At 63.4% G+C, this 12,843-nt stretch carries 14 protein-coding genes; 8 read left to right on the forward strand and 6 right to left on the reverse strand.

Features of this window, described 5'->3' with window-relative positions; genetic code table 11:
* Positions 1-118: 118 nt before the first annotated feature.
* The 8 genes from EOA13_RS08110 (at position 119) to EOA13_RS08145 (ending at position 8,335) form a co-directional block, all read left to right on the forward strand.
* Positions 119-862, forward strand: coding sequence for a FadR/GntR family transcriptional regulator (locus EOA13_RS08110; RefSeq protein WP_127291164.1), 744 nt, complete (start codon positions 119-121; stop codon positions 860-862).
* Complete coding sequence (locus tag EOA13_RS08115) at positions 859-2,586, forward strand: IlvD/Edd family dehydratase (protein WP_127291166.1); 1,728 nt, start codon at positions 859-861, stop codon at positions 2,584-2,586. Before EOA13_RS08110 ends, EOA13_RS08115 begins: the two co-directional genes overlap by 4 nt.
* Before the next feature lie 14 nt (positions 2,587-2,600).
* Complete coding sequence (locus EOA13_RS08120; protein WP_127291168.1) at positions 2,601-3,380, forward strand: SDR family oxidoreductase; 780 nt, start codon at positions 2,601-2,603, stop codon at positions 3,378-3,380.
* 32 nt (positions 3,381-3,412) lie between these two features.
* Entirely contained in the window at positions 3,413-4,411 is a 999-nt protein-coding gene (gene araD1 / locus EOA13_RS08125) for an AraD1 family protein (RefSeq protein ID WP_127291170.1), read from the forward strand.
* A 53-nt stretch (positions 4,412-4,464) separates the two neighbouring features.
* Positions 4,465-5,490 carry an ABC transporter substrate-binding protein gene (locus tag EOA13_RS08130; RefSeq protein ID WP_127291172.1) on the forward strand — a complete coding sequence of 342 codons (1,026 nt, stop codon included), beginning with the start codon at positions 4,465-4,467 and terminating at the stop codon, positions 5,488-5,490.
* A gap of 75 nt (positions 5,491-5,565) precedes the next feature.
* On the forward strand, positions 5,566-6,669 hold the full coding sequence (locus EOA13_RS08135; protein WP_127291174.1) for an ABC transporter ATP-binding protein: 1,104 nt from the start codon (positions 5,566-5,568) through the stop codon (positions 6,667-6,669).
* Positions 6,666-7,538, forward strand: a complete 873-nt coding sequence (locus tag EOA13_RS08140; protein ID WP_127291176.1) for an ABC transporter permease — start codon at positions 6,666-6,668, stop codon at positions 7,536-7,538. The genes EOA13_RS08135 and EOA13_RS08140 overlap by 4 nt, the downstream gene beginning before the upstream one ends.
* The gene (locus EOA13_RS08145) at positions 7,535-8,335 is read left to right on the forward strand and encodes an ABC transporter permease (RefSeq protein WP_127291178.1); all 801 of its coding nucleotides are present in this window, start codon (positions 7,535-7,537) and stop codon (positions 8,333-8,335) included. Before EOA13_RS08140 ends, EOA13_RS08145 begins: the two co-directional genes overlap by 4 nt.
* Before the next feature lie 91 nt (positions 8,336-8,426).
* Here EOA13_RS08145 and EOA13_RS08150 read toward each other — a convergent pair whose 3' ends face one another.
* From EOA13_RS08150 to EOA13_RS08175, 6 genes are read right to left on the reverse strand one after another with little or no spacing between them, the layout of a single operon-like run.
* Positions 8,427-9,686: an ABC transporter substrate-binding protein gene (locus tag EOA13_RS08150; protein ID WP_127291180.1), complete on the reverse strand. Its 1,260-nt coding sequence runs from the start codon at positions 9,684-9,686 to the stop codon at positions 8,427-8,429.
* A 48-nt stretch (positions 9,687-9,734) separates the two neighbouring features.
* Positions 9,735-10,163: a DUF4440 domain-containing protein gene (locus tag EOA13_RS08155; RefSeq protein WP_023808818.1), complete on the reverse strand. Its 429-nt coding sequence runs from the start codon at positions 10,161-10,163 to the stop codon at positions 9,735-9,737.
* Positions 10,160-11,215: an aldo/keto reductase gene (locus EOA13_RS08160; protein WP_127291182.1), complete on the reverse strand. Its 1,056-nt coding sequence runs from the start codon at positions 11,213-11,215 to the stop codon at positions 10,160-10,162. Before EOA13_RS08160 ends, EOA13_RS08155 begins: the two co-directional genes overlap by 4 nt.
* On the reverse strand, positions 11,212-11,565 hold the full coding sequence (locus tag EOA13_RS08165; protein WP_127291184.1) for a TIGR04076 family protein: 354 nt from the start codon (positions 11,563-11,565) through the stop codon (positions 11,212-11,214). Before EOA13_RS08165 ends, EOA13_RS08160 begins: the two co-directional genes overlap by 4 nt.
* A gap of 1 nt (position 11,566) precedes the next feature.
* Positions 11,567-12,049, reverse strand: a complete 483-nt coding sequence (locus EOA13_RS08170) for a DUF3830 family protein (RefSeq protein WP_127291186.1) — start codon at positions 12,047-12,049, stop codon at positions 11,567-11,569.
* Complete coding sequence (locus tag EOA13_RS08175) at positions 12,046-12,780, reverse strand: GntR family transcriptional regulator (protein WP_127291188.1); 735 nt, start codon at positions 12,778-12,780, stop codon at positions 12,046-12,048. The genes EOA13_RS08170 and EOA13_RS08175 overlap by 4 nt, the downstream gene beginning before the upstream one ends.
* Between the last annotated feature and the right edge of the window lie 63 nt (positions 12,781-12,843).

Genomic DNA, 12,843 nt, shown 5'->3' on the forward strand with positions numbered 1-12,843 from the left:
CTTTGTCATCGGCACTCCCCCATCCCTTGACTCCAATCGCCACGCCTATAAGACATATCATATGAATAGTATGAAGAATAACAAATCTTTCAGCACGGCGCGCACGTCAAGAGTTGCGGTGGCGGTTTCCAGCGGCTCGACGGCGCTGCATGCGACTGTCGTCGAGCAGATCGGATTGCGCATCGTGCAAGGCGATTTCCTGCCCGGCGAGGCGCTGCCCAATGCCGACGATTCCAGCGAGATGCTGGGGGTCAGCCGCACGGTGCTGCGCGAGGCGATCAAGGTGCTGGCCGGCAAGGGGCTGGTCGAATCGCGGCCGAAGACCGGCACACGGGTGCGTCTGCGTGCCGACTGGAATTTCCTCGATCCGGATGTGCTGTCATGGCGCTACGCCGGCGGTGTCAGTGCCGACGATGTCCGGGCACTGTTCGAATTGCGGCGAGCCATTGAACCGATGTCGGCCGCACTTGCCGCCCAGCGCGCCACGCCGGCGCAAATTGCCGAGATCAATGCCGCGCTGGCCGAAATGGAAGCGGTTGTCGACGACGACGACCGCTTCGCCAAGCCTGACCTCTTGTTCCACCAGACCATCCTGCGCATGACCGGCAACGAGCTGATCGGCTCGCTGGCGGCACTGGTCGAAACCGCATTGGTGATGAGCTTTCGCCTCTCAAACGACAATCCGGAAGGGCAGCGCCATTCTTTGCCGCTGCACCGCGAAGTGGCCGAAAAGATTGCATCAGGCGACGCGGCAGGCGCGCAAAAGGCGCTGCTGGTGCTCATCGACAATGCCGAGGAAGACGTGCGCCGCAGCGTCGAGAACCGCAACAAGCGCCGCCAGGATCGGGAACAGACATCGTGACCGAGACAAAACGCAAGCTGCGATCAGAGGCCTGGTTCGGCGGTGAGGGCAAGAATGCCTTCATGCACCGCAGCTGGATGAAGAACCAGGGCATCCCCGCCGACGCTTTCGACGGCCGCCCGGTGATCGGCATTTGCAACACCTGGTCGGAGCTGACCCCATGCAATGCCCATCTGCGGGCGCTGGCCGATCACGTCAAACGCGGCGTCTATGAAGCCGGCGGCCTGCCGCTCGAATTCCCTGTGATGTCGCTGGGCGAGAGCAACATGCGCCCCACCGCCATGCTGTTTCGCAATCTGGTCAGCATGGATGTCGAAGAGTCCATCCGCGGCAATCCGATCGACGGCGTCATCCTGCTGGTCGGTTGCGACAAGACCACGCCGGCGCTGCTGATGGGCGCCGCGTCGTGCAACCTGCCGACCATCGCCGTTTCCGGCGGGCCGATGCTCAACGGCAAGTTCCGCGGACAGGATATCGGCTCGGGCACGCATGTCTGGAAATTCGCCGAGGAAGTGAAGGCCGGTCGGATGCCGGTCGCCGACTTCCTCGCCGCCGAGCAGGGCCAAAGCCGGTCTGCGGGCAGTTGCATGACAATGGGGACGGCCTCGACCATGGCCAGCATGGTGGAGGCGCTCGGCATCGGCATGCCGGACAATGCCGCGATCCCGGCGGTGGATTCGCGCCGTGGCGTGCTCGCCCAGATGGCCGGACGCCAGATCGTCGATCTGGTTCGCAGGGATGTGACGATTGCGCAGATCCTCACCCGGCAAGCATTCGAGAACGCCATTCGAGTCAACGGCGCGATCGGTGGTTCGACCAATGCGGTGCTGCATCTGATCGCCATCGCCAACCGGATCGGTGTCGATCTCAGCCTCGATGACTGGGACCGCCTTGGCCGTGACGTTCCAACCATTGTCGACCTGATGCCGTCGGGGCGGTTCCTGATGGAAGATTTCTACTACGCCGGGGGGCTAGCTGCGGTCATGGCGTCGCTTGATGAAGTGGGGCTTCTTCATCGCGACGCCATGACCGTCAGCGCCAAGACCATCGGTGAACTGATCGACGGCGCGCCCAACTACAATAGCGAGGTGATCCGGCCGCTGAGCCAGCCGCTGACCAAGGAGGGCGGCATCTCGATCCTGCGCGGCAATCTGGCGCCTGACGGGGCGGTCATCAAGCCGTCCGCGGCAACGCCCGAACTGATGCAGCATCGCGGCAAGGCGGTGGTGTTCGAGAACATCGAGCACTACTACGCGCGCATCGACGATCCGGACCTGGATATCGACGCCTCCTCGGTGATGGTGCTCAAGAACTGCGGGCCGCGCGGTTATCCCGGAATGGCCGAGGTCGGCAACATGCCGCTGCCGGCCAAACTGCTCAAGCAGGGCGTCTCCGACATGGTTCGCATTTCGGACGCGCGCATGAGCGGCACCGCCTACGGCACCGTGGTTCTGCATGTGGCACCGGAAGCAGCCGCAGGTGGCGCGCTTGCGCTGGTGCGCGACGGTGACCTCATCGAGCTCGATGTCGCCGGCCGCCGGCTGGAGCTCTTGGTGTCGGATGAGGAGCTTGCAATCCGCCGGCGTGACTGGAAGCCCCCGGCGCCGCCGGAAGGCGGCTACCAGAGCCTCTATGTCGAGCGCGTGCTGCAGGCCGACAAGGGCTGCGATTTCGACTTTCTCGTCGGCCGGCGCGATGCCGGCATTCCTCGGCATTCGCACTAGGGGAGGCGCGCGCGATGACGGACGAAATCGGCAGCTACGCCATCTACCCAAGCCTCAAGGGCCGCAGTGTCTTCATAACCGGCGGCGGCAGCGGCATCGGCGAAAGCCTGGTGCGCCATTTCTGCGCGCAAGGCAGCCGTGTCGCCTTCGTCGACATGGCCGAGGAACCGTCCCGGCTCCTGCTCGACGCGATCGCGGCCGAGGGACATCCCGCGCCGCTGTTCATTCCCTGCGACTTGCGCAACGTCGAAGAGTTGCAGGCAGCCACCGTGCAGGCGATGCGGCACAACGGCCCCATCCAGGCGCTGTGCAACAATGCCGGCAATGACGACCGCCACCAGACCAAGGACGTGACGGTTGCCTATTGGGACGACCGCATGGCGGTCAATCTGCGCCACCAGTTCTTCGCGGCGCAAGCGGTGCGTCCGCAGATGAGCACGCTGGGCGGCGGCTCGATCATCAATTTCGGCTCCATCACCTGGATGGTCGGCGATCCGGATTGCCCAGCCTATGTCACCGCGAAAGCCGCTATTTACGGCATGACGCGGGCGCTGGCCCGCGAACTCGGCCCCGAACGCATCCGCGTCAACTGCATGGTGCCGGGCTGGGTGATGACCGAGCGCCAGATGCGTCTGTGGCTGAACCCGGCCGGCGAACGCCAGATCGAGGAAAGGCAGTGCCTGCCCGACCGGCTGCAACCCTCCGATATCGCGCGCATGGCGCTGTTCCTCGCCGCCGACGACAGCCGCATGTGCACGAGCCAGCAGTTCATCGTCGATGCGGGCTGGGTGTGACCCGTACAGTCCTAGGGAAAGAAGGTTAGTTCATGCGTCTTGTTCAGTTCAGAATGGCCGACGGCAGCAGACGGGTTGGCCGTGTCTCCGATGACGGCAATCATTTGCACCCGCTCGAAAAGACCAGCAGCGTGCTGGAGCTGGCCGAAGCGGCAATCGCCCAGGGCACGTCGATCGCAGCGCTGGTCGAGAAGCGGACGGGCACCGCGACAATCGACTACGACCAGCTGTTGCGCGACGGCCGCGTGCTGGCCCCGGTCGACCACCCGGAACCGGCGCGCTTCCTGGTCACCGGCACGGGCCTGACCCATACAGGAAGTGCGGCCGCACGCGACAAGATGCATGTGCTGACCCATGGCGAGGATGCCGAGGAATCGGATTCGCTGAAGATCTTCCGCATGGGCCTGGAGGGCGGCAAGCCCGCCGCCGGGCAGATCGGCATCCAGCCCGAATGGTTCTTCAAGGGTGTCGGCACCTGTGTCGTGCCACCCGGTGCGCCGCTGCCGATGCCGGCCTTCGCGCGCGCCGGCGCCGAAGAGGCCGAGATCGTCGGCCTCTATCTCAATGGGCCGGACGGCCGCCCCTACCGCATCGGCTATGCGCTCGGCAACGAATATTCCGACCATGTGACGGAAGCCGAGAACTACCTCTATCTCGCCCATTCCAAGCTGCGCTCCTGCTCAATCGGCCCGGAACTGCTGATCGGCGACCTGCCCGACGAAGTGCGCGGCCATTCGCGCATCCTGCGCGACGGCACCGTTATCTGGGAGCAAGAGTTCCTGTCGGGCGAGGCGCACATGTCGCACTCGATCGCCAATCTCGAACACTTCCATTTCCGCTACCCGATGCACCGCAGGGCGGGCGACCTGCATGCCTATTTCTTCGGCGCGGCGGTGATGAGCTACGCCTCCGGCGTCAAGACGGCTTCCGGCGACGAATATGAAATCCAGGCACAGACATTCGGCAAGCCACTGCGCAACCGGATGGTGTCGGTGCCGGACGAGGGACTGGTCGCCGTCACACAGCTGTGACTGCGAAGGTCCGGAAACTGCGGTCCACCAGAATGACAAATGGGAGATTGAAAATGGGACTGAAAAAACTGTTTCTAAGAATGGCAACGATCGGGCTCGGCATCGGCCTGATGACATCGGCGGCGCTCGCCGCGAACCTGCGGGTTCTGGCCTGGGACGGCTACGCCGACCCGGACTGGGTCAAGGACTTCACCGCTGCGACCGGCATCGGCGTCGATGTCGTCTTTATCGGCAGCGACGACGAGATCTGGGCCAAGATCAAGGGCAGCGAAGGCCAGGACTTCGACGTCTTCGCCGTCAACACCGCCCAGCTGCAGCGCTACATCAAGGCCGACTTGGTGTCGCCGATCGACGTGACGAAGCTCGCCAACCAGAAAGAAGTGCTGCCGCGCTTCCGCGATCTGACCGCGGTGAGCGGCGTCACCAAGGACGGCAAGGTCTACGGCATTCCGTTCTGCTTCGACTCCATCGGCCTGATCTACGACACCGACAAGGTCAAGCCGGCGCCGACTTCGATGTCGGTCCTGTGGGACCCGGCATACAAGGGCAAGGTGTTGGCCTACGACAATGGCGAGCACAATTTCTCGTTCACCGCACTGACGCTCGGCTACAAGGATCCGTTCAACCTCAACGAAGAGCAGATGGCAGCGGTCAAGGCCAAGCTGGTCGAACTCAAGCGCAACGTGCTGAGCTTCTACACCACCGCCGACGAGGCGCAGCAGATCTACCAGAACAATGATGTGGCCCTGATCTGGGCCAATTACGGCCAGCAGCAGGTCAAGGCGCTGCAGAAGATCGGCGCCCATGTCGCCTACGTCAATCCAAGCGAGGGCGCGCTCGCCTGGCTCGACAACTGGGTCATTTCCAAGGGTGTCCGCGACAATGCGGCGGCCGAGAAGTGGATCGACTTCATGCTGAGCAAGAAGGTCGGCGGCGAGCTTTCCGAGCGCACCGGCTTCGGCAACACGGTGACGGAAACCGGAAGCGCCGGCGGCAACGACAAGCTGGTCTGGCTCAACAATGTCGAGGACCCGCTCAAGCGTTCGGACATGTGGAACGAGGTCAAGGCAACGCCCTGATCTTTCCGCTCTATGCCTTCGAAGGACCCGGCGGTCCGGAGTTCCGGACCGCCGAAGCGTATGCGAGAGTATTTCATGAACCAGAACACCGACCTCTTGACGCTGCGGTCCGTCTCGAAATCCTACGGCACGGTCCCCGTGCTGCACGACATTGACCTGTCGATCAAGGACGGTGAGTTCCTCACCGTTCTTGGACCATCCGGCTCCGGCAAGACCACGGTGCTGCGGCTGATCGGCGGGCTGGAGTCGCTGACGTCGGGCGAGATCCGCCTGGATGGGCAAGACATCAGCCGCATGCCGATCAACCGGCGGCCGTTCAACACCGTGTTTCAGGACTATGCGCTGTTCCCGCACCTGACCGTTTCCGGCAATGTCGGCTACGGGCTTTCGGTTCGCCATATCCAGCGCAAGGAAATCGCGCGCCGTGTCGCGGAGGCGCTGGAGTTAGTCCAGCTTGGGCGTTTCGCCGACCGCTTTCCCGCGCAGCTCTCCGGCGGCCAGCGCCAGCGCGTCGCGCTCGCCCGTGCGCTGATCTGCCAGCCGCGCCTGATCCTGCTCGACGAGCCGCTCGCAGCACTCGACCTCGAACTGCGCCGGCAGATGCAGATCTTCCTGAAATCCATCCAGCGCGAAATCAAGACCACCTTCCTGTTCGTCACCCATGACCAGGAAGAAGCCATCGGCATGGCCGATCGGATCTGCGTCATGGAGGCCGGTCATATCCGCCAGCTCGGCACGCCGCACGACCTTTACTACAGGCCGAATTGCGAGTTCGTCGCGCGCTTCTTCGGCGAGAACAATCTGGTGTCCGGAAAACTTGGGCCGGTGCAGGGCGAGCTGCGATCGATCGAGACGGCGCTCGGCCGCCTGGTCTGCTCGATCGTTGACCAGCCGCATTTGAAGGCTGCAGCGGACGGCGCCAGCGCCTACGCCGCATTCCGTCCGGAAGCCTTGCACCTTGCGGATGCAAAGGACACCGACAACCGTTTTTCCGGCACGATCTCCGACATGGCCTTTGCCGGCTCATCGAGCGTCGCCACCATCGCGGCAGGCCCAGACAATGCTGCGCAACGCTTGCGGCTGCGCGTGCCGAGCCGCGTCGACGGCAGCGCGCTCAAATCCGGCGAGACCGTATCGCTTTCGTTTGCGCCGCATGAAGGCCATCTGGTGCTGGCATGAGCGAAGCCGGATCGACACAGCATGCGGAAAGACGGCTGTCGCTGCTGGTGACAGTGCTGGCGTTTGCCTTGCCGGTGGTCTTCGTCCTGGTGCCGCTGGCGATCTTCCTCGGCTACAGCTTCTTCAGTGTCGACCAGGGCACCATCGTCTACGGGTTATCCCTGGGCAACTATGTCAGGTTCTTCACCGATCCGGTCTTTCTCCCGGTGTTCTGGAACACCATCGTGCTGTGCGTGTCGGTGGCCATCATCTGCATCCTGCTCGCCTATCCCGCCGCCTATTTCCTGACGACACTGAAAGGCCGCTGGCGCTACGCCTTGCTGATGTTGCTGCTGGTGCCGCTGCTGATGAGCTACGTCATCAAGATCTATGCGATCCGCAGCATCCTCGGCCTCAACGGCTTCCTCAACAAGGCACTGGTGGGGCTCGGTATCCTGCAGGAGCCGTCGACGCTTTTCGTGTTCAACATGAACGCCATCCTGCTGACGCTGACATTGTTGCTCATCCCCTTCGCCATCCTGCCGATCTTCCTGTCGCTGGAGCGGATTCCGCAGGTGCTGCTGCGCGCCTCCGACGATCTCGGCGCGAGCGGCTTGCAGACCTTCCTGCGCATCACCTTGCCGCTCAGCCTGCCCGGCGTGGCCTCGGCGGCGAGCTTCGTCTTCGTGCTGGCGATCGGCGATTTCCTGACGCCCCAAATGGTCGGCGGCATCAGCGGCTTCACCTTCGGCCGCATCCTCTACAGCCAGTTCGGCACGGCCTATAACTGGCCGTTCGGCGCGGCGCTGTCGGTGGCGCTGGCCGTCGTGGTGATCGCCGCAATCCTCGTCGGCGAACGCTTTGGCCGCAACCGGGGGACTTCGGTATGAGCGCCCTGCCCCGACTGTCCACGATCTTTCTGGCCGCGATCACGACACTGGTTGCGGTCCTGCTCTACAGCCCGCTGTTCGTGCCGATCGTGTCGTCGTTCTTCACCATTTCGCATGGCTCCGTCGACTGGTCGGCGCCGACCCTGTCGACCTATGTGGCGCTGGCTGAAAACCACGACATACTGGTCGCCTTGCGCACCACGCTGATCGTCGGCGTCTGCACCGTCATCCTGTCGGTGGTCAGCGGAACGCTGCTGGCGCTCTATTATCACGGGCGCCGTTCCGGACGCTCGGTGCTGCAGTTCATCATCTTCCTGCCGTTCCTGATGCCACCGATCATCAGCGGCCTGGCGCTGCTGATCTTCTTCCGCGAAATCGGCCTCGAACGCTCGGTTTTGACGGTCGTCATCGGGCATACGGTTTTCGTGCTGGCGATCGTCTACCGCACGGTGCTGATGCGGCTGCAGTCGATGAGCCGCACGCTGGTCGAAGCGTCCTACGATCTCGGTGCCACGGGCTGGCAGACCTTTTGGCGCATTATCCTGCCGAACCTGTCGAGCGCCATGGTCGGCGGCGCCATCCTGGCCTTCGCGCTGTCGTTCGACGAGACCATGATCACGATCCTGGTCACAGGTACCCAGAGCACGCTGCCGGTCAGGTTGTGGGCGATGATGCGGCTTGGCTTCTCACCCGACATCAATGCGCTGGTGGCGCTGATCCTGATGTTCACAGTGCTGCTCTGCGTGCTCGCCGCCCGCTTTCTCATCCCCAGGCAGGTCGCGACGGAACGGACTTGAGTGCCGGGCAAGAGCGCAGCAATGAAGCAGCCATAGTCTTGGTCCGGCATCGATGCTGATACAATCGATGCCGGACAAAACGGAATGATGCTTACTGAAGCTTGGCTTGCAAGGCGTTGACATCGTCGGTGGTCATTTCACCGTCCGTCGCCACCTTGCCGTCGACGATCTTCCACAGCCGGAACGGGCCTGTGATGTCGCCATATTTATCGAAGGCGACCGGGCCGATCACGCCTTCGTAGCGGATCGGCTTGCCGTCCTTGATCAAGCCGAGCGCCTTGGCGAACTCTTCCTTGCCGGCAAAGATCGGCGCGCCGGCCGGATCGACCGCCTTGTACATCGCGTCCTTGATCTTGGCCGGATCCTCCGAACCGGCAATGGCGATGGCGAGACCAACAATCGCGCCGGCGTCATAGGAACGGTCGGCTGCCGGATTGGTCGGTTCGATGCCGGAGAATTCCTTGTAGTTCTTGGTGAAGTACTCTGTCGAAGCGGTCGGGCTGGTGCCGGACGAGGTGCCGTAGGCTTCCTTCAGATAGTCGGCGCCGACGGACTCGATGAAATCAGGGCTGTTCATGCCGTCATTGAGGAGGAATTTCTGCACGCCGCCCTGCGAAATCCAGGTACGGGCGACCGTTGCACCGTCGACCGGCGTGCTGACGAGATAGAGCCCGTCCGGTTCGCCGGCCATCGCCGCCGTGACTTCGGAGGCATAGCTCGACTGCTTCTCGTTATAGGGCGTGTCGGAGACGATGGTGCCGCCGAGCGCTTTATAGGCACGCGAGAATTCGGCCACCATGTTGACGCCGAAATCGTTGTTGACGTGGATGATCGACAGTTTCTTGAAACCCTTGTCGACGGCGTATTTGGCGGCGGCGACGCCCTGCAGCGCATCCGAGGTGATGGTGCGGAAGAAGATGCCGTTGGTCTTGCCGTCGCGGCCGAGCGCGGTCAGCGTCGGCGAGGACGAAGCCGGCGAGACCTGGACGATCTTGGCTGGCGCGGTGACGGAGGTCAGGATCGGGATCGACACAGACGAGATGATGCCGCCGATGATGACCGGCACCTTCTTGACCTGAACCAGCTGGGTGGCTGCGTCGACCGCTATGTTGCCCTGGCTCTGGCTGTCGCGCGTATCGGTGACGAGATCGCAGCCGCGCACACCGCCGGCTCCGTTGATGTCGCGGAAGGCCATCTCGACCGACTTGGCCCCGGCCTGACCGTATTCGCCGGCCGGGCCGGTCAGTTCCATGACGAGGCCGACGGTGATCTTGCAATCGGCTGCCTGCGCGGCACCCGCCATCGTGACGAGGGTGAGCGCGGTGGTGAGTTGGAGTATCGTCTTTGTCATTGTTGTTCCCCTTTCGTTACTCGACTGTATTTGAATTCTGGAGCCTGTTCAGCGTTCCGGCACCTGCAGCCAGGTCTCATGCAGATGTCGCCATTCGACGCCGTTGGGCGCCGATGAACTGGTGGTGAAGACGGCGCTCGACTGGCGGCGGCTGTGCTTGCCTGCGCGCAGCTGCGCTTCGACATAAAGGACGACGATGGTATCGGCGTCCTGCCAGCCGGGCCGGATGTCCTCGATCGAAATGGCAAAACCGTCGTCGCAAGAGGCGCGGCTTGAGCGGACATGGTCGACGACCGCTTCGCGATCGAGGACCTGCCCGTCCGGCGCCACCATGCTGAGGTCTTTACCCATGGCGCGTTCGAAGCGGCCGAAGTCCACCGTGTTGGCGCGCGCGGCGACGAACCAGTCGACGAAGAAGCGGTGCAGGTCGATGATTTCGGCGCTCGCGCGTGAAAACAGGGAGGGTTCGCCGCTCATTTCTTCCCCGCATTGAGGTTGTAGTGCATGATCGAACCGTGGCGTCCGTGGCGGTCGCGCTCCAGCGTGTAGACGTCGCCCTCCAGGCCCGTGCCTTGCGCGATGACGGCCGCAATCCGCGCCCGGTCCTCGGCGTCAAGCGCCACGTCCATGATTTTCGCATTGGCAATGGCGTGCGCCTGGTTGCGGGCACCGACGATGACAGCCGCCACTTGCGGCTGTTCCAGCACCCAGGCGCTGGCGATGGTGGCAATGTCGACGCCGTGGCGGTCGCCAACGGCTTTCAGTGCCTGAAGCAGGTGCTGGAACAGATCCCAGCCGCCGAAATCATCGATGATCAGCTTGTATTTGACCAGCGAGCGGTTTTCGAGCGGCGTGGCGGGTTCGGCCGCACCGAGCCATTTGTCGCTGAGGAAGCCGCCGGCAACCGAGCCGTAACAGAGGAAGCCGATGCCGTTCTGTTTTGCGAGTGCCGCCAGGCTGTTGCCCGGCCGCTGGTCGAGCACGGAATACTGCAGCTGTTGACTGACAAGCGGGATGCCGGCGGCGAGGATTTCGGTGAGCCGCGGCGTATCGAAATTGGTGGTGCCGAGATTGCGCACCTTGCCTTCCAGCCGAAGCTCGTTGAGCCAGCCCATCGCCTCGACATAGCGAGGCTGCGCATAGTCCCACCAGTGGAACTGGACGAGATCGAGCCGCTCGGCCTTCAGCCGCCGCAATGACTGGTCGACGATGCCTCTGATGTAGTCGCGGCTGATGCTGGCCAGCCGTTCCAGGTCGGGCACCAGCTTGGTGTGCACCTTCATCCGGGCGGCGACGTCGAGGCCGCGCTCGCTGGCCAGCCGCAGGCGCGCCGCGCCGATGAGCTCCTCGACACCGGTGTAGATGTCGGCGCAATCATAGGTCCAGATGCCGGCATCGAAGGTGGCGATCAGATCGGCAACCGCTTGGCTGCGGTCGATGGCGCCGTGGCCGCCGGCCAGCTGCCAGCCGCCGCGAATGACGCGCGAGATGGTGTAGCCGGGGCCGAGTTCGAAGGTCTTGGCGGTCATGTCAGGTCATCCTCCTTCGGCAGCGGCACCGCTGTGGTCTCGGCGTGGCTGAACCGTCGCTTGGCCACCCTGACAATCCGGAGGCGGCTGGCGCAATTGGGATCGGGACAAGCGATCTCGGCGTCCGATGTCATCCAGTCGTTCGGGTGGGTCGGGCGCTGCTTGGCCGCCAGCAGCGGCAAGACGGCGGCGAGCGAATAGATCGAAATGCCTTGCCCTGCCGGCATCGACAGCATCTCACCCTTGAGTTCGAAATAGTCGCCTGCCTTGGCGCCGCAATAGATCGGCTTGCCCTCGGGGATGACCGCCTCGACGCGAAGATCGAAGAGTTCGAAACTGTCGTCAGCCATTTCAGACCTCCACCAGGCTGAAGGTAACGTCGCAGGCACCGTTGCGCCGGATCACCCCACATGCGGCGGCGAACTGATCACGCTCTTCGGCGCGCACTTGCGCCACCACGCTGCCGGCGAGCCAGCCTATCGGAAACAAGAGGCGCGCGCCCTGCCCGTAATAGAGGCCAATGTCGAAGATCGCATTGGGATTGCCGCCCCACATGCGCGGCGGCACATAAGACAGTACGATGTCGCCCGGCTGCGGGTTCAGCGTCGCGTTTTCGGCCGGCAACGGTTTTGCATAGGCCTGGCCCTCGAGGTCGGCTGATGGAACCGGACAGGAGATTTCCGGCCCCGTCCACATCGCATGGATGCCTGGGACGACGCGTGGCGTGCCGAGATAGGCCAAGAGAAAGGCAGCGTTTTCCGGCGCCTTCTCGGGCAGCAACAATGCGGTGACGGAAAGCTGCGAGCGCGGCTCGGTGATCCTGATGGCGGTCATGTCTGGTCTTTCGCGGCGGCAGCCTGCAGCTTGCTGCGGAGGAAGGTGAAGGGTCGGCTGATGTCGGCGACCAGCGACTCGCGCGCTGACTGCGCATCCTGCGTGGACAGTGCCGTGACGATGCGGCGGTGGTATTGGGCTGTGTCGACCTCGCCGGCTTCCGAGAAGGCATAGATGGCGACACGAATGCAGGGGCCTGATTGCAGCCACAGGCTCTCGATCATCGGGATCAGCACCGCCGAGCCGCAGGAGCGGTAGATCTCGAAATGAAAGCTCTGATTGAGCGTCACTTCGCGATCGACGTCCTTCTTGTGTTTCAGCGCCCGCATCTCGTCCCATTCGCCGAGAATGGTTTCGATGGTGGCGATCTGGCGCGGGCCCATGCGGGCGGCGGCCAGTGCGATCGCTTCGCCCTCGATCAGGATGCGGGCACGCAAGAGATCGTCGAGGCGTTCCAATGTGATCGGCGGCACACGCACCGAACGGTTGGGCAGCGCCTCCAGTGCCTTTTCAGTGATTAGCCGGCCGAGCGCCTCGCGCACCGGCATGGTCGAAGTGACCAGCGCATCAGCCAGGCCACGGATGGTCAACACCTGGCTCGGCTCGAACAGGCCGCCGATCAAGGCACGGCGCAGTTCGGAGTAGACGCGGTCCTGCACCGTTTCGCGGCCGACCGGCGCAAGTTGGGCCGCGATCGCCTCGTTGTTCTTTTCGATGGCAGCCTTTTGCATGGAATTCCGTTCTTGGCCGGTTTTCGGCTTGCGGATGAAATTAAAGCCGAATAGCGTGATCAA

The sequence above is a fragment of the Mesorhizobium sp. M7A.F.Ca.US.011.01.1.1 genome (assembly GCF_003998295.1).
In the GTDB taxonomy this organism is placed as follows: Bacteria; Pseudomonadota; Alphaproteobacteria; order Rhizobiales; family Rhizobiaceae; genus Mesorhizobium.

What these genes read in the sequence shown, in the direction of transcription:
- EOA13_RS08120 (WP_127291168.1), top strand. Translation starts at nt 2,601, where the DNA reads ATGACGGACGAAATCGGCAGCTACGCCATCTACCCAAGCCTCAAGGGC.
- araD1 (WP_127291170.1), top strand. Translation starts at nt 3,413, where the DNA reads ATGCGTCTTGTTCAGTTCAGAATGGCCGACGGCAGCAGACGGGTTGGC.
- EOA13_RS08130 (WP_127291172.1), top strand. Translation starts at nt 4,465, where the DNA reads ATGGGACTGAAAAAACTGTTTCTAAGAATGGCAACGATCGGGCTCGGC.
- EOA13_RS08135 (WP_127291174.1), top strand. Translation starts at nt 5,566, where the DNA reads ATGAACCAGAACACCGACCTCTTGACGCTGCGGTCCGTCTCGAAATCC.
- EOA13_RS08140 (WP_127291176.1), top strand. Translation starts at nt 6,666, where the DNA reads ATGAGCGAAGCCGGATCGACACAGCATGCGGAAAGACGGCTGTCGCTG.
- EOA13_RS08145 (WP_127291178.1), top strand. Translation starts at nt 7,535, where the DNA reads ATGAGCGCCCTGCCCCGACTGTCCACGATCTTTCTGGCCGCGATCACG.
- EOA13_RS08150 (WP_127291180.1), bottom strand. Translation starts at nt 9,686, where the DNA reads ATGACAAAGACGATACTCCAACTCACCACCGCGCTCACCCTCGTCACG.
- EOA13_RS08155 (WP_023808818.1), bottom strand. Translation starts at nt 10,163, where the DNA reads ATGAGCGGCGAACCCTCCCTGTTTTCACGCGCGAGCGCCGAAATCATC.
- EOA13_RS08160 (WP_127291182.1), bottom strand. Translation starts at nt 11,215, where the DNA reads ATGACCGCCAAGACCTTCGAACTCGGCCCCGGCTACACCATCTCGCGC.
- EOA13_RS08165 (WP_127291184.1), bottom strand. Translation starts at nt 11,565, where the DNA reads ATGGCTGACGACAGTTTCGAACTCTTCGATCTTCGCGTCGAGGCGGTC.
- EOA13_RS08170 (WP_127291186.1), bottom strand. Translation starts at nt 12,049, where the DNA reads ATGACCGCCATCAGGATCACCGAGCCGCGCTCGCAGCTTTCCGTCACC.
- EOA13_RS08175 (WP_127291188.1), bottom strand. Translation starts at nt 12,780, where the DNA reads ATGCAAAAGGCTGCCATCGAAAAGAACAACGAGGCGATCGCGGCCCAA.